This is a genomic window from Salmonella sp. SJTUF15591, from assembly GCF_043356435.1.
GTDB lineage: Bacteria > Pseudomonadota > Gammaproteobacteria > Enterobacterales > Enterobacteriaceae > Salmonella > Salmonella enterica.
In genome coordinates this window covers 1-19,106 of record NZ_JBEUJO010000005.1, presented here as the reverse complement: position 1 = coordinate 19,106, position 19,106 = coordinate 1, and the positions used below count along the sequence as shown (strand labels likewise).

At 49.7% G+C, this 19,106-nt stretch carries 30 protein-coding genes and 1 pseudogene; 4 read left to right on the top strand and 27 right to left on the bottom strand.

Annotated elements, in window-relative coordinates; translation table 11 throughout:
• Window positions 1-3 precede the first annotated feature (3 nt).
• From ABVM99_RS12755 to ABVM99_RS12635, 25 genes and pseudogenes are all read right to left on the bottom strand, one after another.
• Window positions 4-1,308 carry a phage portal protein gene (locus ABVM99_RS12755; protein ID WP_000002706.1) on the bottom strand — a complete coding sequence of 435 codons (1,305 nt, stop codon included), beginning with the start codon at window positions 1,306-1,308 and terminating at the stop codon, window positions 4-6.
• Window positions 1,308-3,050: a terminase large subunit gene (locus ABVM99_RS12750; RefSeq protein WP_072101813.1), complete on the bottom strand. Its 1,743-nt coding sequence runs from the start codon at window positions 3,048-3,050 to the stop codon at window positions 1,308-1,310. Before ABVM99_RS12750 ends, ABVM99_RS12755 begins: the two co-directional genes overlap by 1 nt.
• Window positions 3,004-3,468: a phage terminase small subunit P27 family gene (locus ABVM99_RS12745; RefSeq protein ID WP_000919036.1), complete on the bottom strand. Its 465-nt coding sequence runs from the start codon at window positions 3,466-3,468 to the stop codon at window positions 3,004-3,006. The genes ABVM99_RS12750 and ABVM99_RS12745 overlap by 47 nt, the downstream gene beginning before the upstream one ends.
• Window positions 3,469-3,600: 132 nt before the next feature.
• A complete protein-coding gene (locus ABVM99_RS12740; protein ID WP_023137451.1) occupies window positions 3,601-3,945 on the bottom strand; it encodes an HNH endonuclease in 345 nt (114 codons plus the stop codon).
• A 67-nt stretch (window positions 3,946-4,012) separates the two neighbouring features.
• On the bottom strand, window positions 4,013-4,390 hold the full coding sequence (locus ABVM99_RS12735) for a hypothetical protein (protein ID WP_000495546.1): 378 nt from the start codon (window positions 4,388-4,390) through the stop codon (window positions 4,013-4,015).
• Between the two features lie 42 nt (window positions 4,391-4,432).
• Window positions 4,433-4,972, bottom strand: a complete 540-nt coding sequence (locus ABVM99_RS12730) for a DUF2514 domain-containing protein (protein ID WP_052938271.1) — start codon at window positions 4,970-4,972, stop codon at window positions 4,433-4,435.
• Window positions 4,969-5,595 (bottom strand): glycoside hydrolase family 19 protein, encoded by a 627-nt coding sequence (locus ABVM99_RS12725; protein ID WP_001005894.1) that lies wholly within the window; start codon window positions 5,593-5,595, stop codon window positions 4,969-4,971. The genes ABVM99_RS12730 and ABVM99_RS12725 overlap by 4 nt, the downstream gene beginning before the upstream one ends.
• Before the next feature lie 2 nt (window positions 5,596-5,597).
• Complete coding sequence (locus tag ABVM99_RS12720) at window positions 5,598-5,939, bottom strand: phage holin, lambda family (RefSeq protein ID WP_162264800.1); 342 nt, start codon at window positions 5,937-5,939, stop codon at window positions 5,598-5,600.
• Between the two features lie 217 nt (window positions 5,940-6,156).
• The gene (locus ABVM99_RS12715) at window positions 6,157-6,729 is read right to left on the bottom strand and encodes an ORF6N domain-containing protein (RefSeq protein WP_058799679.1); all 573 of its coding nucleotides are present in this window, start codon (window positions 6,727-6,729) and stop codon (window positions 6,157-6,159) included.
• Between the two features lie 261 nt (window positions 6,730-6,990).
• Window positions 6,991-7,668: a bacteriophage antitermination protein Q gene (locus tag ABVM99_RS12710; protein ID WP_058799677.1), complete on the bottom strand. Its 678-nt coding sequence runs from the start codon at window positions 7,666-7,668 to the stop codon at window positions 6,991-6,993.
• Entirely contained in the window at window positions 7,665-7,805 is a 141-nt protein-coding gene (locus ABVM99_RS12705) for a YlcG family protein (protein ID WP_023224313.1), read from the bottom strand. Before ABVM99_RS12705 ends, ABVM99_RS12710 begins: the two co-directional genes overlap by 4 nt.
• Window positions 7,802-8,443, bottom strand: coding sequence for a recombination protein NinG (locus ABVM99_RS12700; protein WP_058799676.1), 642 nt, complete (start codon window positions 8,441-8,443; stop codon window positions 7,802-7,804). Before ABVM99_RS12700 ends, ABVM99_RS12705 begins: the two co-directional genes overlap by 4 nt.
• Before the next feature lie 2 nt (window positions 8,444-8,445).
• On the bottom strand, window positions 8,446-8,652 hold the full coding sequence (locus tag ABVM99_RS12695; protein WP_001550288.1) for a hypothetical protein: 207 nt from the start codon (window positions 8,650-8,652) through the stop codon (window positions 8,446-8,448).
• Entirely contained in the window at window positions 8,652-9,254 is a 603-nt protein-coding gene (locus ABVM99_RS12690) for a DUF1367 family protein (protein ID WP_000929790.1), read from the bottom strand. The genes ABVM99_RS12695 and ABVM99_RS12690 overlap by 1 nt, the downstream gene beginning before the upstream one ends.
• A gap of 34 nt (window positions 9,255-9,288) precedes the next feature.
• Window positions 9,289-9,537, bottom strand: coding sequence for a hypothetical protein (locus tag ABVM99_RS12685; RefSeq protein ID WP_014343878.1), 249 nt, complete (start codon window positions 9,535-9,537; stop codon window positions 9,289-9,291).
• A 116-nt stretch (window positions 9,538-9,653) separates the two neighbouring features.
• Window positions 9,654-9,887, bottom strand: a complete 234-nt coding sequence (locus ABVM99_RS12680) for a DinI family protein (protein WP_001217669.1) — start codon at window positions 9,885-9,887, stop codon at window positions 9,654-9,656.
• 231 nt (window positions 9,888-10,118) lie between these two features.
• Window positions 10,119-10,616 (bottom strand): type II toxin-antitoxin system death-on-curing family toxin, encoded by a 498-nt coding sequence (locus ABVM99_RS12675; RefSeq protein WP_058799674.1) that lies wholly within the window; start codon window positions 10,614-10,616, stop codon window positions 10,119-10,121.
• A 10-nt stretch (window positions 10,617-10,626) separates the two neighbouring features.
• The gene (locus ABVM99_RS12670; RefSeq protein ID WP_016156674.1) at window positions 10,627-10,806 is read right to left on the bottom strand and encodes a hypothetical protein; all 180 of its coding nucleotides are present in this window, start codon (window positions 10,804-10,806) and stop codon (window positions 10,627-10,629) included.
• Between the two features lie 983 nt (window positions 10,807-11,789).
• A pseudogene (locus ABVM99_RS12665) lies at window positions 11,790-12,116 on the bottom strand (DUF550 domain-containing protein); the annotation flags it as partial.
• Between the two features lie 276 nt (window positions 12,117-12,392).
• Window positions 12,393-12,863, bottom strand: a complete 471-nt coding sequence (locus ABVM99_RS12660) for a class I SAM-dependent methyltransferase (protein WP_058799604.1) — start codon at window positions 12,861-12,863, stop codon at window positions 12,393-12,395.
• 1 nt (window position 12,864) lies between these two features.
• A complete protein-coding gene (locus ABVM99_RS12655; RefSeq protein ID WP_058799603.1) occupies window positions 12,865-13,470 on the bottom strand; it encodes an ead/Ea22-like family protein in 606 nt (201 codons plus the stop codon).
• Entirely contained in the window at window positions 13,467-13,697 is a 231-nt protein-coding gene (locus ABVM99_RS12650) for a hypothetical protein (protein WP_023136568.1), read from the bottom strand. Before ABVM99_RS12650 ends, ABVM99_RS12655 begins: the two co-directional genes overlap by 4 nt.
• Window positions 13,694-14,041, bottom strand: a complete 348-nt coding sequence (locus ABVM99_RS12645) for a DUF977 family protein (RefSeq protein ID WP_000113623.1) — start codon at window positions 14,039-14,041, stop codon at window positions 13,694-13,696. Before ABVM99_RS12645 ends, ABVM99_RS12650 begins: the two co-directional genes overlap by 4 nt.
• A 10-nt stretch (window positions 14,042-14,051) precedes the next feature.
• Entirely contained in the window at window positions 14,052-14,801 is a 750-nt protein-coding gene (locus tag ABVM99_RS12640; protein WP_000800014.1) for an ATP-binding protein, read from the bottom strand.
• 2 nt (window positions 14,802-14,803) lie between these two features.
• A complete protein-coding gene (locus ABVM99_RS12635) occupies window positions 14,804-15,601 on the bottom strand; it encodes a DUF1376 domain-containing protein (RefSeq protein ID WP_049822744.1) in 798 nt (265 codons plus the stop codon).
• 27 nt (window positions 15,602-15,628) lie between these two features.
• Between ABVM99_RS12635 and ABVM99_RS12630 the strand changes: the two genes are divergently transcribed.
• A complete protein-coding gene (locus ABVM99_RS12630; RefSeq protein WP_108443151.1) occupies window positions 15,629-15,844 on the top strand; it encodes a hypothetical protein in 216 nt (71 codons plus the stop codon).
• 294 nt (window positions 15,845-16,138) lie between these two features.
• On the opposite strand, the gene ABVM99_RS12625 is transcribed toward ABVM99_RS12630, so the two are convergent.
• Window positions 16,139-16,513: a CII family transcriptional regulator gene (locus ABVM99_RS12625; RefSeq protein WP_001574095.1), complete on the bottom strand. Its 375-nt coding sequence runs from the start codon at window positions 16,511-16,513 to the stop codon at window positions 16,139-16,141.
• The gene (locus ABVM99_RS12620; protein WP_001013670.1) at window positions 16,479-16,715 is read right to left on the bottom strand and encodes a YdaS family helix-turn-helix protein; all 237 of its coding nucleotides are present in this window, start codon (window positions 16,713-16,715) and stop codon (window positions 16,479-16,481) included. Before ABVM99_RS12620 ends, ABVM99_RS12625 begins: the two co-directional genes overlap by 35 nt.
• A 103-nt stretch (window positions 16,716-16,818) precedes the next feature.
• Here ABVM99_RS12620 and ABVM99_RS12615 point away from each other — a divergent pair, with 103 nt between their 5' ends.
• The 3 genes from ABVM99_RS12615 to ABVM99_RS12605 all read left to right on the top strand — a co-directional run bounded on the left by ABVM99_RS12615 (window position 16,819) and on the right by ABVM99_RS12605 (window position 18,910).
• The gene (locus tag ABVM99_RS12615; protein ID WP_024144529.1) at window positions 16,819-17,205 is read left to right on the top strand and encodes a helix-turn-helix domain-containing protein; all 387 of its coding nucleotides are present in this window, start codon (window positions 16,819-16,821) and stop codon (window positions 17,203-17,205) included.
• Window positions 17,206-17,357: 152 nt separating this feature from the next.
• Window positions 17,358-18,095, top strand: coding sequence for a HipA family kinase (locus ABVM99_RS12610; RefSeq protein ID WP_130525692.1), 738 nt, complete (start codon window positions 17,358-17,360; stop codon window positions 18,093-18,095).
• Complete coding sequence (locus ABVM99_RS12605) at window positions 18,092-18,910, top strand: DUF3037 domain-containing protein (RefSeq protein ID WP_023137791.1); 819 nt, start codon at window positions 18,092-18,094, stop codon at window positions 18,908-18,910. The genes ABVM99_RS12610 and ABVM99_RS12605 overlap by 4 nt, the downstream gene beginning before the upstream one ends.
• Window positions 18,911-19,106 lie beyond the last annotated feature (196 nt).

The window sequence follows — 19,106 nt, the reverse complement described above, 5'->3', positions numbered from 1 at the left end:
CTCCTAAGCGGCCTGTTTCAGCGGAGATTGTTCAAAGGAAATATCGGGGAATACGTGGTTATGCAGTTCTCTCAGGGCCAGAGCCTGAACAGCAGGATTGCTGCTTTCGAGATTTTTCAGTTGCGTCAGGTTGAGCTGAACGGTGTAAATGTCCCCCCCTTCAATCGGCGGCATATTTTCCAGACGGCGAACATCGTTTCGCGACATCCAGCCATTCTGAAGCGCGCTGGTATAGTAAGCCGCACGGCCAGCGCTGTCGGCGCGCAGCAGTCCTTCAACGGAGAACTCCGCGAACACGTCATCATCGCTATCGAGCAGGCACCGGCCAATTTCCTGTTCAATATTCACCAGCAGCGGTCGAAGAGTGTGCGTCAGGAACTGAAGGTTCATCCCTTCAAGACTGGATGCCCAGCTGCTTTGTTTAGTGGTATGACCGACCATGAAAGGAGGAACGCGAAACCAGCGGCAAATTTCCTCGATACTGAAGGAACGGCTTTCCAGCAATTGTGCCGCTTCCGGATTCATGGTGACATTCTGGTATGTGAGTTCATTTTCCAGCACCATCAGTTTCCCGGCATTTTTTGAACCGATAAAAGACTGAAGGTTTTGCCTCAGACGATCACGCTGCTCTTTGGTCAGCGCATTTTTTGAAGAAAGAAACCCTGTACTCTGAAGGCCATTTTCAAAGATTTTTGCCGCGGCTTCATCCACCGACATTGCCGCACCAAAGACATCGATGCCCGTCATCGCAGGCATCATGCCACATACACCATCCAGACCGAATCCACGGATATGCATAATCCGGTTTACAGGTATAATTCGCTGTTTTCCGTTCTCAGTATATGAGTACTGCAATTGCCCACTATCCAGTCGTTTTACTACCATGTTCTGTGGTAACAGCGGAACCAGCGATACCAGTTTTCTGCCGATAAACAGTTTTTCAACAAATGCATTTCCCCGCAGACAGATACTGGCGACCACCATCAGCATAAAACGTGACGGCGTCATTTCAGGATTGGGGCGCCGGCAAAGTACCTGGTAAGCAGGATTATCAGAAGCCAGTTTTCGGGAGCCATCAGCCTGACGTTCGTAGATTTTCAGCGGTAACGTGGAAACCGATTCACTCAACAACCTGACACAGGCCCATACAGCAGACAGGCGGATAATCTTATCAGCAGTCACAACTTTTCCACTGCTGCTGGTTCCGAACCACTCGCGCCAGAACTCGCCGTTAGTCAGGCTGACGGGGACGCCCAGCCAGTTTAAAAGGGCGCTTTTTATTCGCCCGGGGTGTTTATTATTCGCCATCAGATACCCACTATGATTGGATCATCAAAGAAACCATCAACATCGCCATCATCAGTGACATCCTCTTCTGATGCACCTATTGCCATAGCGGAAGCCACCACGCCATCAATACGTCCGGTACTTTTTTTCTTGGCAAAAATGCGGTTTTCTTTCTGATCGGCTTCGGTTACTGCGGAAGCTGCATTCCAGCGCAGGCAGGGATTAGTTTTAATAACGACTGCACCATCATCCAGCATCTGCTCAAATAGCTCGATAGAATGCGGCATCCACAGACCAGAATCTTTTGCCTTGTAGTAGCCCTGCCCATGCGGGATCAGCGGCACTGATACTGAGGCTTCGTCCAGTTCCGGCTCAAGGTATTTAATACGGTACTGATCGAAGGCAATGGCTTTGATGTCGAACTGCATTGCAAGATCTGCGATACGTTCAGCAACAAAACCATACTTCACGGCTTTACCTGGTGTGGTGTGGATGTATCCGTCCCGTTCCCATGCGTCATATGGAACCCGGTCTGTTTTCGCCCGGTCTGTCAGAGTGTCTTTTGGCGTCCAGAATTCCACCACCAGCTTTCTCTTTTTCGGAAAGAACAGCGCCAGTGCGGTGAGATCCCGGCTGCCTGAAAGATCCAGACCGCCATAGCATTCCTCGCCCCGCAGCTCCTGCAGGGAGAAGTCCTCTTCGCACCCCATCCACACATCGCTACTCATCCAGGGGTTATCGGCATCCACCCACTGACAGAAGTTTAACCGCCGAACAATGCTTTCCTTCGACGGCATCCCCCGAGCCTGAGTAACCTGCTCACGCAGGTAGCGATCGGTAAAAGTATGACCAAGAGAGGGGTTTGCTTTTTTCCAGCAGGACTCGTCCTTGAATGGGTCTTCTCCTTCGTCCAGGGAACAAATGAAAGAAAAGAAACTGTCATCCTCAATCGAGCCTTCGGCAACTTTACGCCCATACTCGTGATAGTCGTAGCAGACGCTGGTTTTGTCGTGGCCGCTGTTAGTGATCATGAAAATCAACGCCTGGCGACGACCTTTCGTCCCGGCGCGCATCATTTCCACGACCTGGTTGTTTTTGTGCTCGTGAATTTCGTCTATCAGAGCACAATGCGGGCGTGGACCTGACTGTCCGTCGTCCGAGCTGATAGGCCGGAAAAAAGAACCGGTCTGCAGAAAAGCCAGATTCCACTCTTTCCCGGCACCGCCTGATTTGTTAATCCGCTGTGCCAGTGCTGGCGACTGGTCAACCATCGCCACAGCATCGCGAAACAGTATCATGGCCTGGTCTTTTTTCGTGGCGGCCGCGTAGACTTCCGCGCGTGGCTCCTTGTCGGCGACAAGGCAGTAAAGAGCTATACCAGCTGCAAGCGGTGATTTACCTGACCCCTTACCGGATTCGACGTACACCATACGGAACCGGCGATAGCCGTCTGAGTTTTGCCAGCCAAATACAGACCCCACGATAAAGCACTGCCAGGGTAACAGATTGAACGGCTTGCCTTCGTGTTCGCCGCCGTTAAGTTTCAGCACTTTCGCGAAAAAGTCGATAGCACGCTGCGCTGTTACCGTATCCCATACCAGACCGCGGGCATGGCAGGACTCCAGATCCTTCAGATGACGCTTGCAGGAATTGCGGATATCAGGTCCGGCAATTTCCTTACCGGACGCCACATCCATCGCATAACGAGTGGTGGGGTCAACCGAAGAACTCGTTGAGCGGGTCTTCTTCTTTTTCTCCACCATCCACTTTCACCTTCGTTCTGGCGGCCGGAGTCAGACCGAATTCAACCAGGTAACTTTTAAAACGTCGATCAGCATCCGCCAACATTGCTACTGCCGGGTTCGCCTTAATCAAAAATCCCCCTTCAGTCTGGACTGTATAAGTTCTCCCTTCGTCCGCGATCGTCAGGCGAAGCTGAAGGATATCTGCATAGATATCGCAAAGACGCTCCAGCGCCAGTGAATCGGCAACTGTAAGAATACCCATGCCATCAAGTAAAACTGTGAGCCTGCCCCACGCAACTTTTCCCCAGTCGCTAAGATGTGCTGGCGGGCTGGGGATTTCTTTTGCAGGTTGGGGTTCTTTATCGTTGAGTTTACGTTTGCCCGGATTGCCGGTTACCACTTTCAGGTGGGTCGGTTTCGGGCGCCGTCCTGCCATCGGAACCTCCCGGAAAAAAACTTTTCATTTCGCGGTTGTGCAAACAGAGGAGGGCGGGCGGTCACGCAGGCACAAAGCTGTGAACTTTTAACCCGCCCTCCTCCTTCATAGCTGCCACACATATGAGAATTGTTATCGTCTGAACCAGTGCGATGCACGGTCAAGTGGAATACCGTTCTCGTCACAGCCCACGACGACACCGCGTTTCTCCATTCGTTGCTTCGTAGAGTCGTGGTGCTGCTTACACAACCCCTGCCAGTTCTTCCGGCTCCAGAATAGCTTTTGTGCCTTCGCTATCGCTTCGGCGTTTCCACTATTCAGCGCCTCTTTCAGTTTGTGCGGAATGATATGATCGACCACCGTTGCCGCCGTCACTCTTCCCTGCTCATGACACATGGCACACAACGGATGAGTACGAAGGAACAGGAGGCGCTCACGGTCCCATTTGCTGCCATAGATACGGGGCGATTTGTTCATGCGATATCTGTCCAGGTGGCTATCAGTCATCATGTGGGTAAGTTACTACTAGGCTCTGCTGTAACGCCTACTTCACGGCCTCGATGGTGGCACCATTAGAGTTCATCACATAAACCTGATCGCCCGGATAGATAAACTGGTAACGGCAGCCATCACCCGCGCCGGGGAAATTTTCACTCGGATATTCCTCAATAATGATGGCAATAGCATCAGTATCCAGCACATCAGTACGGTCACTAATAACCAGTTCCTCCTCCTGCAGCGCTTTGGTCATTTCTGGATCTTCATAGATAGCCGGGAGCCAGTATGCGAAGTCCGGGCTGGCTGAGTTATGAGTAAGTTTTAAAGTATCTGCGAACGTTTCAGAACCAGCTCTGGCTATCGAGATGGATGGCTGCTCACAAATATGCGTAACACCGTTGATGATGGTTTTAACTGTAAACATAGTATTTCCTTCTTCGTCTTCTTGTTACAACAAAAAGCCCCGCTAGTGCGGAGCTATGGGATTGTTGGTTGACTCTCTCACCGAGTTGTAAATACGCTCACACGTCATTCCTGCCTGGTAGCGTTCGTCAGCGATTGCAGCATATCGTTTAGCTTCTGCTGCAATATCTCCGAGCATGTCGGCAAGCATTCCGGCGGTGGCGTCGGTTGTTTTGCTTCTGACGGAAGCGGCAAGATCTGCGGTGTGTTTTGCGGCGTCCAGGCGGGCGGCAAGCTTTGTTGCTTCGGTGCGCAACTGGCTAACAGTGGCAGACAGGCCAGCAGCAGTGGCAGCAGATTTAGCGGCTTGTGCTTGTGCATCTTTTACAGCCTCATCACGGGCAATAATGCGGCCCTGTTCAATAATACGGGCGGCGGTCTGGGCGTTGACCTCCTGAGAGGATTCAGCGCTGTCGCGATCTGCCCATTTTTTTTGCCAGCCCCTGTCACTCCAGACATTACCGGCGATAAACGTACCAGCCATCAGCAAAATAAACACCAGCTGCAACCAGTATCTTTTCAGAAGAGCAGGTAACAGAGTCATACCAGCACCGATTTTGCTTTTTCAAAGCGCTCTCGCCGATCTCCGATGCCGTTCTGCCCTCCGTTGATTATCTGTGTAACGCGTACCATGTCGCCGGAATATTTCAGACACCCTTTAGTCGCGAAGAACCACGCTGCACTACGGGCAGCATACGTATCCTGTGCCAGTAGATCCGGATGGGCAACGAGCTCAGTTTTGATCCCGTTACCGCAATCACGGTAGTTGTTCAGACCTGTGATCTGGATAAGTCCACGCCCGCGGTAGTTCCAGCCGTCGCCAGGCCCGTTGTTACCCATTCGCTTGCTGTATACCAGATTAGCTATTGCACGCTGTCGCTCGAGCGGAAGCGCCTTCTCACAGGCTTTTCGCCCAAGAGTACTGGCCTGATCTGGAGTGATTCTCCCGGCGCGGATGAATCCGGTCAGCCCGGCGATACTGTAGTTGAAGCTCTCCACCAGCCTTGTAAAACCAGCGCTTTCATGTCCCGCCTGAGCAATGAACATGGCCTGATCCAGTGGAGCAGTAATACCGAATTCGCTCATTGCCGCCGTAATATGTGGATACCAGCGCGCGGCCAGTTCGGCGCTGATACCAGCCGCCTGCTGAAATTGAGACTCGTTCATGATTAAACCTTGTTATTATCCCCACCGATACGACCACTGATAAACTTCATTGCAAAGCCGCGGATCGCATCCACGCCGATAAGGCCGACGCCGCCACCAATCGCAACAGACAGGGACTTGGGCCAGCCGAAATATTCCAGCGCAGATGAGAAGGTCAACGTCAGGGCACCACATAGCAGAATTTCGAGTGTTTTTTTCTTCCAGCCACCGTTACCGCCAAAATAGGCAATGCGCAGACCGGCCATAAATAACGACATCAGAACAGCGCCCAGCGGCGTATCTCCTCGCCACCAGCTCTGGAACAGCTCCAGCCAGCCCTGCCAGGAATGGGGATCGTTGTGCATTTTCATAAGCCTCACCTCCGATAGCTCGGATGGCGCAGTGTGAAGTAGGAAGGCCGCCAGGTGGATTAACGACAAAACTCAGAGGGATTATTCCGGACGGCACAAACAGAAAAGCCCCGCACGATGGCGGGGCTTGAATTTATTTGGTCGACGATTGAAGCTATGGCGACGATATCAGATTTACATAAAATATAGCCGTTTTAATCCAGTTTTGCAATCACCACGTCGCCAGTGTCTCAACCAGCCGGTCACGTTTGATGATTATCCACCCCATCTGGCGAAGGTCACTTAATATGCTCGATACTTTGCCGATAAATACGTCGTCAGGCAAAGGCTGGGTATCAGCAGTACCGTCGGGGGACACTGTTACAATGAAACGTCGTTCTTTTGGAAATGGAATTGCGGGATGAGTCTGGCGTGCTGGAACAGGTTGTTTCTGGCTGAAATAGCAGTCCTCCAGTCTCTCGAATACTTCCCATGCCTGATCCGTTTCGAGCATTTTTGCGTGACGGGCAGCACCGCGTTCTGTCCAGAGGATGAGGGAACGTACATTGCGAGCGATTTTCACGGACTCGCTTAAAGATAGTCTGTGCTTAAGCTCCCTTAACTCCTGACCGACCAGTTTGAAAAAATGTTTTCCCTCAATAAAACGTTCCGCATTTCGCGCGTGGTTTTGTTGAATTCTGATTACTTCAGTACCGTACAACTGTGCCAACAATTCGGTAGTAATAACAGGGATATTTTGATGGGTGGTCAGCGAAATGGATTCTACGGAAATTTGAGTGGTCATGGTTGATAGCTCCAATGGGGTTGGATTATCACCACTGTCAACGCCAATTGACGGGTGGTGAACTGTGCAGGGTTGGCGTAACCGGTCAACCGTCCGGCGCACCTTTCGGTGCCCCCACACAGCCCACCATAATTTGGATGTAACTGTGTTTTACGCATAAAAAAACCGCTAACGCGGCTTATGCGTCGATTGATTCCGGGACGCCAATCCCAGGTTGCATATAGGCAACGCTAGAAATATAGCCCCGGATAACTGTTTGTGTCAATTAAGTGCGTATAGGTTGAAAGCCACCTGTTCCGAACGCGACTCCGATACACTCAAAAGAGACGCCTGATCAAGACGCAGAAATATCGCGCGCATGGTCAGCCAGTGTCTGGTGAAGGTTTCTGACCAGTTCTTTTCGCTAACGCCTACCAGTCCCGCTAACTCTTTATATTGATAAACCTCACGCCCGGCTAATTCAGATTTGACATCCTGCGCCGCCAGCCAGATAAGTTTCTTCAGCCGTTCCACTGTCTTGCCAGCCATCTTCCTCCCTGCAAGCTGCTGTCTAAACTCGCACCACGCCCAACTTGTTATTTCGACCTGGTGTTCCCAGCAGGTATTCTCACTGTAATTCCACAACAACCACGCCTTGTAGTGTTCATCCAGTGAAAGAACCGCCCGGCGCCATGAGGCAGTGGAATATTCCACAGGCTTCACCAGCGGGATAGCGCTTCCTTTTGCCAGCGACTGCTTGCCGGGGATTGGCGGGTTATTTAACGTTATCCAGCGTTCTGTTTCCTTGTCCCAGATACGCTGTTTTTTTCGGGGGTAGTTTTTCGTGTCGAATTGTGCGTTCTCCAGCCAGGCCAGAAGCTGCCCTTTAGTCTCCCCGCTTAAATCGGCTGTCGCTACCATTAGCTGTTCACGTACATACTGGAGGTATTGAGTGTTCATTGAGTAAATCCTGTGAACTGATAAATACGAACAAAATTGCGCAGGATGCGGTAGTCCACCAGCACCGAACCCGGACGGCGGTAAATACGGAGACGCAACCAGCGCATGCGGAGTATGTCGATCAGTTCTGGTTTCATGCTGCATTATCCTGTCGACGTGCGCGGCGCTTCTCCAGCGCCCGGGCTTTGCGGGTGAATATGTATTTGATGCGTTTCAGGTACGGGATATCGAAACGACGTGGCGCATTGTCTGATTCAAGACGCTCCACCCTTTCGAGGCCTATACGCCTGATGAGGCGGATTCGGTATTCGACCGCATTACCGCTTAACTGCCGGTTGCAGCGCGTGCAGGCCGAATGAACGTTGAATACGTTGAATTTGAGATGTGAGGCGGCACCGCGCGAGCGGTAATGGCTTGCATCGATGGCGCTTCCGGTCAGGAAATTGCTTTTACCAACCAGCGGCGCATCGCAGCTAATGCAGGGTTTACCTTCATCCCGTATCCTGATGTAACGGTTAAAGGCGGCCTGCGCCTCTTTATCCCACTGAGCTTTAGTTTTGAACGACTCACGCTTAGCCTGGCGGCGCTGGCGTTCGGCTTTATCCGCCTGGTGTTTCTCCCTGATACGCCTGGCTGCGGCTTTAATCTTTGCTTTGGCACGCAGTTCAAGCGCGTAGATAGCGCCATGTTCAGGACAGCACCAGACAACATTGCTGTAAGCAGGATGAAACCATTCCCGGCAAACTTTGCACTTACGGCGCGGTAATTTAGCCATGTTCACCCCCAGACCTTTTGGCGTAAGGATTTTGGCGTCCGCACCCGGCGTGCATATTCAGGTAATTTCGCACTGACAGTCCAGGTAATGAAGTCAGGGTTCAGGCTCTTTTCTGTCCTTACGCCCCGCTTCTGATAATCCGATATCAGCGTGTCGGCCTGCTCGGTTGTGCAGTCGTGATGATGGAACCAGGAGTATTTCATCGCCATCACCCCGCAAAGCTCATGAGCTGGGCGGCGGCGTTCTCGGCCTCGCGCTGAGTACGGAATGTACGTGATAAAATCCACCGCCAGAGCACATCAAGCGCGGATTTATACAACTGCTGAAATTCGACCTCATCCATGCTGGAAAAAGCGATGCTGCGGGGATGTTTGCGAAGGGTGCCATCAGGTAGCTGGATGGCGTCATAGTGACCAGCCTCAACCGTCACCCATGCGCGGTATGCATCGAAAGATTTACAGAGGCTAATTCCGTTTGTTACCCGGCGGTTTGCAATCTGTTCCAGATACTGTTCAGCCGCATCCAGTAATGCGCTTTCATTCCCGCCATATGCAGCAAGAAACTTTGCATAACCGTTTACCAGTTTGCGCTCGTTGGCAGAAATGGCGCCGCCGGTGGGTTCCCAGTATTCAAACCCGAGATTAAGCAACGCGAAAAAGCGGCGATGGAATGCAGGATTCCTCACCTGACGAAACTCAGCCACCAGCACGGCGCCGAGTTTAATTTTTGATTGCAGAATATCGCTGGTCTCCGGCGTCGCGGGGATCAGAATTCCAGATGACTGCTTGATGAGTTGTAATTCGTGCGCCATGGTGTTCTCCGTGGCGCAGAAGGTTAACGGTTGTTCAGGCCGTTGATTTCATATTATCAGAAGGTGGTGTTACCCGGTAGCCGAGACGGCGAATAAAATGCATAAAACCGTTGGGAGTAAAAACTTCTTCATCATCCAGCAAAGGACGCATAGATACCATGCCATTTACACGATAGATAAGATGCCTGCCTGATGATGGAAAGCTAAACACTACGCAACCATCAGATCTTCTTACAATGTCATACCAGCTATCTTCTGACTTTTGCAAAGCTGAATTACTCAATTTTTGTTCTCCCTTCAGGCGATGTACAGACGCGGTTAAAAATTGTCGGCAGCAGCATCAAAGGGATACGCAAATTGCGGTATTCTGAAAAATGCGCGCCAGCATTAAGCGCAATGTTAATAAAACCAGTCGTCAGCGCTTTCCCACGTTTCCTGCAGAATGCTCTGTATACGTTTTTTATCGCCATCAGCAGCACCGACGATACTCAGACCATCCTGACTGCCTCGACGGATGGTTAAGTTGCAGTTTTCATACTGATTCTGGAGACGGGTAATTAGTTCTTTTTCCAGTGCAGGAACTGCCCCTTCCGGAAGCTGTTTTGTCCGGCTGATAACAAGTTCAATTCTCATAATTCCCTCTACATTCAACTACTGTATATAAACACAGTACACCTGTTAGAAATAACATTCAAGAGGTGAATAGCACTTTTTGCTAAAGCCATGCCCTTGTATAGGAAGAGTTTTTCCGAGTATTCGGAATTTACTAAATCAGTTAGGCAAAGGCTGAAAGCGAAAAAAAACCCGCCGAAGCGGGTTATATAATTCAGTATTGGTCGGCCAAATAACCGCCTCTCAGCGGATTCAGTTTTTCGATACGATTCGGATGTAGTGTGAAGTCGCCACGAGAACCTGAAGCGAATTTCCGCCTGTTGCACATAACGTTCTGGAATCGTACTCTCGGGACCAGTGGCATAGCCAATTTTCTAGGTCTTCCACTGAATAATCCTTACGAGCCAAACCCTCTGCGATGGTTACGACCTCATCACTGGGTGCTGTAAGCTCATATCCATTCAGCAATAGAAATACGTAACCAGCCATCATGGCGGTGCGTTTGTTTGCATTTGCGAATGGATGATTCTGGATCAGGCTTTCAATAAGAACAGCAGACAGGCGAAACATATCGTCTGTCTGCTCATAATATCGAATCGTACTTGGTCGGGACTGTGAAGAACTGAGGTTGTTCGGATTCAGTACACCTATTGGCTCATTTGGCGTCTGAGTCTCGATCAGAGACCTGTTGATGTAAACGATATCGTCAATCGAAAGATAATTGACTCCTTCAACATACTCTATCGTCATCCGTTTCTACTCAGACCTTTGAAAGTTCTTCCATCGCCTTCTCATAACGAGCAAACCCAAACTCAAAGGCGTTTTTAACTTGACCAGTATGTGAACATGCTTCGCTGATCGCTGCACGAGGTTTCGCCACCGTGGATTTGTCACGAGGCGGAATGTACAAGCGATCTGCCTTTTTTAATGCGTGACCCATGATTATCATCCTCATGCACGTTTGGCAGTGCTTTCTCAAATTGTAGGATGTAAACACATCCAAAGAATTCATCACCACTTGGAGTGGTTGAGGACAATTTAATACCATTCGTCATATTTGAGCAATGGGTCCATGTCTGAAGATAGATGCATGTTCGACGAACTTTATTGTGGCCACTTTGCAAGTTAGCACCATTTTCGACGATATTACCCCACGGGTATAAGTAAAGTAATATCACGTTCAGCGGAGATAGGTGGGGCCTATGATCCGACTTGAGCTTTCAAGAATGGCAAAAATAGCACTTTTTGCACAAAATGCATGGCTTAGTTGGAATGCATGACAACAAAGATTGCTGTAGTATTTCGCCCCCTCTGAATGTAGCGCTCAGATTTTAATCGACCCAATCCCGCCCTGCTTCAACAACAAGCCCCGCATATGCGGGGCTTGTTGGGTTGACCCGCGGTAATGGGTTATGACGCAACACTTCATGCCGGAGTTTTCCTTTCTGTCTTGTTGTGAACCTCCCAGAGGCTAATGCCACAACTGAACACAAACTCAGCCAGATAATTTAAGCCGGACCATTCCCGGATGCCGCCGCGCGCCGCTTCCACAAATACAGCGATATCCTGATCACGCCACACTCCAAACAGGCGCCAGCCGCCACTGTCAGTCTTAACGGCTGCTATACGCGTCAGAACACCAGTCTGGTACAGGTCAGTGAACGCAGGTTTCTTCCTGGTTATTATTCGCATATCTACAAACCTAAGAAATGTTGATTACAAATCACTGATTCGTATTTTTTGATTTTGCACTAGTGCCGATCACAGGACCGGCATGTGGGTGTTTCACGATTTACCTCCGTTGAGCATGGCGGAGCGACAGGCGTTCCACATGTCAGCAGCAATGCAGCACGCATATTCATCAGGGTTGGTCGTGGGCAGAATACTTTTAATGACCTTGTAATCTGGCTCAATGGCGGGCGGCACTACCGGCACTGGCTGCTCTTTGATATGCAGCCGCGGCTCACCGTCTTTCGGCTCCGGCCACTGGCGGGACTTGTTTACCGCCAGCTTTTCTACCATCGCCTGGGTAATCTGCTCATCTGTAATACCGGCACGGCGTTGCGCATCCCATAGCAAGAATTGCATGTCAGCCCATTCGCTCAGGTCGTCTGGTTCAGCAGCGGCCTCAAGCGCTTCTTTCGAGAGGTGCTTCAGCGGACCGATGGGGCCAACATCGCCGAACGTGGCATCAGACCATTCGGCGTGCTCGCGGCGTATCTGTTCGCGTTCTGACGCTGGCTGGGTGTAGAAATACGGTCTGATAGTCCACCTCTTATTCCAGAAGTCTCGCGTTTTCTCGGCTTCCTCAAGCGTTGTAACACTACAGCCAACCTTTCCGCACTCTTTGATGACGTGGTATCCGGCTGGCTCTGCGCTATCAGCCTTGCGGCGTTCCTGTAGCTCACACAGGGCCGCTGCAACATAATGGCTATTGTGCTGTTCAGCCCACTGAATGAGCCGAATCAGTGTTGCATTTGAAACGCGTTCGTCTGTTAGTTTGTTATTGGTAATAGTGGTCATGGGTTAGTCCTTCACAAAAATAATCCAGTGGGTTTTATCGTTCTTGCCGGTTCGTTGGCCGATGATTGGTTTCACGTCCGTCAGCGCCAGAATCTGGCTAACCGGGATCTGCGTTTCATTCCATTTAAAAATGAGTACACCGTGTGACCGCAATACACGGAAAGCCTCTTTGAATCCGGCGCGGAGGTCAGAACGCCACGTTTTTTTATTCAGGCACCCGTATTTTTTACCCATCCAGGCCGTTTGACCGACACGTTCCAGATGAGGCGGATCAAACACCACAACCGGAAACGACGAATCAGCAAACGGTAGCGCGCGAAAATCAGCAATGAGGTCAGGACTGATAACCAGACGGCGACCGTCGCACAGGGTATGCTCTTCGGCGCGGATATCGGCGAACACGGCGCGGGAATCCTGTTTGTTGAACCAGAACATGCGAGAGCCGCAGCACACGTCTAAAATGGTTTCTGCCATCTCATTCCACCTTCACACCAATGTCAGTGCGTGTGCTATATGCAGACATGCATTGCGCGAACCCGGATTGGTCATCTGTCTGCCCATAGCTGAACCCAGCTTTCAGGCCGTCACGGAATGCGCCATCCTGCAACTTGTCAGCAGTTTCAAGTTTCGCCTCAAGTTCTGCTATGCGCTGGCGGAACTGGATAACGTCATCTGTCTGGTTGCGCCATAGCTCGCACGCCAACTCAATTTCATCTATCGCATTCTCGAAGCTAAACCAGTTACTCCATTCTGGTGCCTGGCCCATTACGGCTTTGTAGGCATCATTGAGGGCAGATTCAGCATTATCGCGTTCGTCGATTAACTGAGTTTCGCTGCGTTCGAGTTCGGCGTTCCGCTTTTCTGCGGCTGCCAGTTGCTCCCGCGCCTGTCGCATATCATCACGCAGTGCCAGCGCTACGGCCTCTGTTGCGTCTTTTTCCCGCTGGAGTTGAAGATTCTCATCCAGCAGCGCCTCTGCGGCGATATAAATAACCTGTCGTGCACGGTCTGCTGGGTCGCTATAGTGCGCCTGCATGAGGCGGAACTCTTCACGTAGCGCCTGTTTGTCGATGTTGCTCATTCCTCATCCTCCAGTTCAGATACGGCGTCCATTACATCTGAGCCGCGAATAGTTTCGAATGCCACGCAAGCCATTTCAAAGCACAGGCGCTCATGCGGATGCGGAGACTCCCAGTATTTGAACCCTGGACGATGCGAATAGCCCTGCATCGCATAGAACTCTCCGGCAAGTTCAATGGCCGCATCGACCAGTTCGCGATTTGTCATTGGTTTGTCGATGTTGCTCATTGGGCTCCCCCCTTGTTGATGCTCATTTTGGATGCTCCATAAACCTGCATTACCGGGCTTTTCTCCAGCACCGGCAGCGCTGAAAATCCCGTTACCTGACTACTGCTGTATCGCCTGAGGTCATAATCAATCACCGCACGCTGGTCTCGGAAAATGCCGCAGCGGCCATGACGAATGAAGCCGCCTCGCTCCAGCGCGATACGCAGATATTTCTCCGCCGTGGTTCGGTGCACGCCAAAAATCGCAACGACGTCGTTCGTCGTGATGCGCCCCTGCTCTTTCACCAGACCGATAATCCGCTCAAGAATAATCATCCGTTCGCTGTGTGTTTTAGGTCGGGCCATTTTTAACCCCTTATTTCACGATCCGGAGGTGGCTAACGTTTTTCCGGTAGCTTCCCCAGTCAAAATTCACCCACATCCCTCCGTCCATCTGGAGGCGATCGATAACCCTCGCGCCCAGTGAATCCAACAGCCCCTCGTAGTTAAGATTCGTCAGAACACCAACAGGTCGCATCGATGAGAGACGGCGATCGATAACCTGATTGAGAATGACCTTCTCACCACTGCTCCCGCGCTGAATACCGACTTCATCCAGTACCAGCAGGTCAACTTTGCAAAGGTCATCAAGCAGGGACGCTTCTGATTGCCCACCGTCGTAGCACTCACGAACCCTGAGCATCAGGTCAGGAATGGTTACCACCAGAACGCTATGACCGCCGGCCAGCAGATGATTTCCGATTGCCGCCGCAAGATGGTTTTTCCCGGTTCCCGGACCACCGCTGAACACAAAGCTCGCAAATCCACTACCGAAGTTCTGGGCATAACTTTTTGCCATCGTGTACGCTTTTCGCTGCCCCTCCCCGCTTACTTCGTAGTTAGCAAACGTACAGCTACGATGGAGATCCTGAATGCCAGATCGCCCGAAAATCTTCTCGGTGCGGGATTTCTGATTCATCCTGTCAAGCTCTTCACTGCGTTTACGCCCTTCGGCTTCCTGCCATGCCCGCCACTCATCAGCAGTCGAGAATTTCGGCTGCACACTGGCTGGGATAATTCTTTTCAGGCGATCAAGCGCACTGCCAGTACCGATTACGTTTTTCATCGTTACCCCCTGAATCCGGTAGGGATCGAATTATCAGGTTGAGATATTTCGTTTACGTCACGACGCTTTTTGCTCGCAGTTTCCTCAGGAACAAGTAGCCCCCTCCACTCATTTTCCATGGTCAGTTTCACCACGAACTCAGGGCTATGCCCCTGCGTCCTGTATGCTGCGAGTTTATTAATCGAGCCGTTGGCCCCTTGCAGGGTTTTAATTGGCTTACCAAGTTGTTTGCGATAACCCACCCACTCCGCCCAAAGAGTCGGGGATAGCCATTCCGGTAATTCAATCGAAAGCGGATTAAAATTATTTCTATCTCCCCCCGTGGGGGATTTAGGGGGATCTTTTAATTCTTTTAGATCTTTATTCTTATTCTTATCTTTATTAGTTGAGTTTCCGTTAGCATTCCGCTCTAACGAACTTTCAACGAGCGTTGAACACACGTTGCTTTCTCGTTCAACTTTCATTGTTTTATTGGCTTTTCTCTTTGCTACTGAGGCCTTTCCTGCGGCAGAACGTTGTTCCAGCTTCGCATGAACAGATGCCAAATCCTGTTCAATACGTTCATGTATCCATTCTTCACCATTGTCGATAAAAAACTCACTTAACGACTCTTCAACGGGAATCCAACGCTCGTTATCAAGTCGTGCAATTTTTGCTAAACGACTTTTCGGAATAGCTCTCCCCGTTTGCCAGTAGTTAAACATCAACAGCAAATAAGCCCCATGCTCCTCTGTAGACAGATGCATGGTATCTGCCAGATAATCAGCTATGTACAATTGCATGTAAGGTAAAGCAGCCATAAAATACCTACAGACCATGGAGTTAAAATGAACAAATTCATAGCAACACCGCACAGACCTGAAATTTCTGTCAGATACGATGAGCATGACAATTCGCTTACAATTTCTATCAATCACTGCCCTGGTGTTAATTCGGAAGAATTGAATATCTGCCGAGAAATTGAGATGCACGTAGGGGAAGTTCCTCGCCTGATCGACGCCCTCACTAAGGCATACGAATGCGCTACTGGAGAGAAGCCTTAAGCCACATGGTGAACTTTGCATAGATACCCCTGAATTTAATACGTTGGAGAGTTCGTCTTTTCTGCGTATTTAAAGACAATATCAACGCACTGAAAGACGCATTTCTGGCAGATAGAAACGCCAGCCACTTCAATATTCGTCTTTCCGCAAAAAGAGCATTTGTGGGTTGGCTGGATGTTTACCTCGATACTGGTTACTGACATAATTTCCCCGCAATGAATTCGCAATGAATTGCACCAGAAAGCCGTTGGTGACCCCTCACCGCGGCTTTCGCCTTTTTGGTTGCTACCATTTTCAGTCCCACCCCAGCGCATCCGGCCTGGCTCGTTCAGCCTTTAGCCCGGCATCAGCGAGAATCTCTACGGCTGTGAGATAGTTTCTGGATACCAGTACCGCCTCCGGTGGCGCGGCCTGAATCCCAAGAAAAGCCAGCTCTTTCGCCATGTTGCAGAAATATCCCTCAGCTTTACGTCTGCTGACTGTCGACTCACTGATGCCCATATGCTCGGCGTATGATTTCTGCCCTACTGATGCAAGCCGGTTGAGCAGGACACTCTCTATCTCAATCGGGTTGATTTCTGGTGGGTCTAACTTTCGTGCAATTGCGTTCTCCATGGGTAAATATCCTCTATGGTTATTTGGCTGATGCCTCTTGGCTTGGTAAGCCATCGGTTGGGTTTGGGTAGATATCAGGGCGCAGTTCGTGAGGTGTGATGCCCGTTATCTTGAAAATCGGTAATACGCGGCCTGGTGGGACAGCACCGTTGTAACGTGTCTTCCAGCGGCTTACCGACATGGGTTTAATACCCAGTAAGGCCGCAAGATTGCTGGCATTACCTGCTTTTTTGATGGCTTTCTCTAATCCGTTCATGATGGTCTCCAAAAGATACACGAACAAATTAAGCCTTAGACTTAAAATTAAATCAAGTCCCAGGCGAATTTTATTTTATAAGCAAAAGGCTTATTCTTCTGACATGACAGAGAAAAAATTACTTAACCCGATTCTTGTAGAGCGTCTGACAGAATTAACGCGCCGTGGGATGACAAAGTCTGATATGGCCAGGATTGCGGGAATAACTCCGCAGTCCGTTAACGGCTGGTTCAAAAAAGGTGCTATGAGCAAGGAGTCAGCGCTCGCTGTAGCAGATGCTGCTGGCGTATCAGTTCCGTGGCTGCTTGGTGAGGATGTCGGAGAGAAAGACGGACTTAAACCTGACGAACAGCGCCTGCTTGAGCTCTATCGCCAGTTACCGGAAGAAGAGCAACAGAACATGTTGCGGATTGTCTCGCTGCGCCTGAAGGAACTTGACGAGCTGTACGCGAAGTACATGGGGCGGCGGATTAAGGGCGATACGGAGTAATACGCTACAGACCTACAGGAAGTACGGTTAGCCTGAGGTATTCGGGTGCTGATGGGCTGAAGAGCCGTTTGGTTAAGGATAAGCTGTGCACGTTATTTTTTTAAAGTTTTCCAGCACCAATGTTTAGTGTTTATTTCTAGGGAAAGTATGTTTTGCAAAATAACTATCTGCAAGTTACAGCCTATACTAGACGCATGAATGACGGTATGACTCAGCCGTTTCTTTGCACGTGCCAAGATGGGCTGGCTTACATAGTTAAGGGCAGGCCAAAACTCCGGCAAAAAGAGCTTGTAGCAGAATTTATTTCTGCACACCTAGCCAGACAGATAGGTCTACCTTGCCCTGATTTTTGCATTGTAGATGTTGGCCAAGAGATTATCGAATTCATGCCTGATTTGCGCGGCGAGCTTTCACCAGGCCCAGCATTTGCCACCCGCTTTGTTGAAAATGCCTCAACCATTAACATTCAACAAGCCCGCAGTGCTGTAAACATACAGGATCAAAAGAAAATATTCTTCTTTGACCGCTGGATAAACAATGCTGACAGGTCTTTGACTGACATCGGTGGCAATGTAAATATAATTTTCGATGCTGTTAATAATAGGTATTACCTGATTGACCATAATCTGGCATTCGCACAGGATACAACTGATGATGAGTATGATGTCCATGTGTATTCTGCAAACGGAAGAAAGTGGGTGTTCGACATACTTGATAAACCCGAACTGATGGATCTCGCTAGTGGTGCTATTGGTTCAGTTGAGGAGAAGTTTAATCAGGTTCCTGATGAGTGGTTTTCATCCGATGAAGAACGCGAACTGATGTTGAATGAGATAATGAACTGCCTGAACAGAGTAAGCGACAGAGAATTTTGGAGTAACATCAAATGACCACACCATGCCTATACAGCATTATTAGATATGCGCCATATGCAGAAACCGAAGAGTTTGCCAACGTCGGTGTGGTTCTTTGTGCTCCGAAGTTAGGGCAGTTTCACTTTCAACTGACTCAAGGCAACAACGCTAGAGTAAAAAATTTTTTTCAGGACGAGATAATTTTTCCTCATGCGAAAGATGCAATTGCAAGAGAGTTAAAGTTTGCTCAAGAACAAAGTTATAAATTCACCACCCCTGAGAAATTAGCAAACTTTTTCAATTACTTAATTGGTAAAAAGGAATCAATCATTCATTTTAGCCCAGCGAGAGTTGTGATGTCTGATTGCCCTCAGGAAATTACAGCCACCCTTTTTAATAAGTTTGTAAATCATTCAGAAGTAACAAAAGAATCTCGTGAGGCCATCCTAACGAGAGAACTTAAGCATCGCTTCTCTCATTACAGTGATCTTAAGAATGCGTTTAAAAAAGAGACGCTTGGCGGAGAGTTGACGCGATTCTCTTTACCATTTGTCGCTCGTCAAGAGGGAGAGATTTTATGTGCAATCAAACCCCTGGCGTTCACACAGGACAAACCGGAAAAAATGATGGAGCACTGTGACTCTTGGACAGCAAAAATTTTACGCGCCGCCAGTGAGAAAATTTTATCTATCTCTAATGTGTTATTTACGATAGATGCACCTTACCAGCCAAGCGCTCTTGAGGTAAAAGCGATGCGTGAAATTCGTAACACATTCGACGAGAAAGGTATCCATCACATAGAGCATAGAGATGAAGCATCAATAGTAAAGTTTGCCAGACAAGCAATTTAACCCGGCCTTCGCGCCGGGTTTTTTATTGCCCTTTCCGCACCATAGCAGCCGCATCCCGCAATACACCTTTGTGAATGACGTTTCCCACTGCCCTGCGCTTAGCCTCTAGGCTATCCACAATCGCATCGCGGCTGATCACTACGCCGTCGATTATCAATTCGACCACTGCGCCGCCAATCTCACCCGCAATGAATGC

What these genes read in the sequence shown, in the direction of transcription:
- ABVM99_RS12755 (WP_000002706.1), bottom strand. Translation starts at nt 1,308, where the DNA reads ATGGCGAATAATAAACACCCCGGGCGAATAAAAAGCGCCCTTTTAAAC.
- ABVM99_RS12750 (WP_072101813.1), bottom strand. Translation starts at nt 3,050, where the DNA reads ATGGTGGAGAAAAAGAAGAAGACCCGCTCAACGAGTTCTTCGGTTGAC.
- ABVM99_RS12745 (WP_000919036.1), bottom strand. Translation starts at nt 3,468, where the DNA reads ATGGCAGGACGGCGCCCGAAACCGACCCACCTGAAAGTGGTAACCGGC.
- ABVM99_RS12740 (WP_023137451.1), bottom strand. Translation starts at nt 3,945, where the DNA reads ATGAACAAATCGCCCCGTATCTATGGCAGCAAATGGGACCGTGAGCGC.
- ABVM99_RS12735 (WP_000495546.1), bottom strand. Translation starts at nt 4,390, where the DNA reads ATGTTTACAGTTAAAACCATCATCAACGGTGTTACGCATATTTGTGAG.
- ABVM99_RS12730 (WP_052938271.1), bottom strand. Translation starts at nt 4,972, where the DNA reads ATGACTCTGTTACCTGCTCTTCTGAAAAGATACTGGTTGCAGCTGGTG.
- ABVM99_RS12725 (WP_001005894.1), bottom strand. Translation starts at nt 5,595, where the DNA reads ATGAACGAGTCTCAATTTCAGCAGGCGGCTGGTATCAGCGCCGAACTG.
- ABVM99_RS12720 (WP_162264800.1), bottom strand. Translation starts at nt 5,939, where the DNA reads ATGCACAACGATCCCCATTCCTGGCAGGGCTGGCTGGAGCTGTTCCAG.
- ABVM99_RS12715 (WP_058799679.1), bottom strand. Translation starts at nt 6,729, where the DNA reads ATGACCACTCAAATTTCCGTAGAATCCATTTCGCTGACCACCCATCAA.
- ABVM99_RS12710 (WP_058799677.1), bottom strand. Translation starts at nt 7,668, where the DNA reads ATGAACACTCAATACCTCCAGTATGTACGTGAACAGCTAATGGTAGCG.
- ABVM99_RS12705 (WP_023224313.1), bottom strand. Translation starts at nt 7,805, where the DNA reads ATGAAACCAGAACTGATCGACATACTCCGCATGCGCTGGTTGCGTCTC.
- ABVM99_RS12700 (WP_058799676.1), bottom strand. Translation starts at nt 8,443, where the DNA reads ATGGCTAAATTACCGCGCCGTAAGTGCAAAGTTTGCCGGGAATGGTTT.
- ABVM99_RS12695 (WP_001550288.1), bottom strand. Translation starts at nt 8,652, where the DNA reads ATGGCGATGAAATACTCCTGGTTCCATCATCACGACTGCACAACCGAG.
- ABVM99_RS12690 (WP_000929790.1), bottom strand. Translation starts at nt 9,254, where the DNA reads ATGGCGCACGAATTACAACTCATCAAGCAGTCATCTGGAATTCTGATC.
- ABVM99_RS12680 (WP_001217669.1), bottom strand. Translation starts at nt 9,887, where the DNA reads ATGAGAATTGAACTTGTTATCAGCCGGACAAAACAGCTTCCGGAAGGG.
- ABVM99_RS12675 (WP_058799674.1), bottom strand. Translation starts at nt 10,616, where the DNA reads ATGACGATAGAGTATGTTGAAGGAGTCAATTATCTTTCGATTGACGAT.
- ABVM99_RS12670 (WP_016156674.1), bottom strand. Translation starts at nt 10,806, where the DNA reads ATGGGTCACGCATTAAAAAAGGCAGATCGCTTGTACATTCCGCCTCGT.
- ABVM99_RS12660 (WP_058799604.1), bottom strand. Translation starts at nt 12,863, where the DNA reads ATGGCAGAAACCATTTTAGACGTGTGCTGCGGCTCTCGCATGTTCTGG.
- ABVM99_RS12655 (WP_058799603.1), bottom strand. Translation starts at nt 13,470, where the DNA reads ATGAGCAACATCGACAAACAGGCGCTACGTGAAGAGTTCCGCCTCATG.
- ABVM99_RS12650 (WP_023136568.1), bottom strand. Translation starts at nt 13,697, where the DNA reads ATGAGCAACATCGACAAACCAATGACAAATCGCGAACTGGTCGATGCG.
- ABVM99_RS12645 (WP_000113623.1), bottom strand. Translation starts at nt 14,041, where the DNA reads ATGGCCCGACCTAAAACACACAGCGAACGGATGATTATTCTTGAGCGG.
- ABVM99_RS12640 (WP_000800014.1), bottom strand. Translation starts at nt 14,801, where the DNA reads ATGAAAAACGTAATCGGTACTGGCAGTGCGCTTGATCGCCTGAAAAGA.
- ABVM99_RS12635 (WP_049822744.1), bottom strand. Translation starts at nt 15,601, where the DNA reads ATGGCTGCTTTACCTTACATGCAATTGTACATAGCTGATTATCTGGCA.
- ABVM99_RS12630 (WP_108443151.1), top strand. Translation starts at nt 15,629, where the DNA reads ATGAACAAATTCATAGCAACACCGCACAGACCTGAAATTTCTGTCAGA.
- ABVM99_RS12625 (WP_001574095.1), bottom strand. Translation starts at nt 16,513, where the DNA reads ATGGCTTACCAAGCCAAGAGGCATCAGCCAAATAACCATAGAGGATAT.
- ABVM99_RS12620 (WP_001013670.1), bottom strand. Translation starts at nt 16,715, where the DNA reads ATGAACGGATTAGAGAAAGCCATCAAAAAAGCAGGTAATGCCAGCAAT.
- ABVM99_RS12615 (WP_024144529.1), top strand. Translation starts at nt 16,819, where the DNA reads ATGACAGAGAAAAAATTACTTAACCCGATTCTTGTAGAGCGTCTGACA.
- ABVM99_RS12605 (WP_023137791.1), top strand. Translation starts at nt 18,092, where the DNA reads ATGACCACACCATGCCTATACAGCATTATTAGATATGCGCCATATGCA.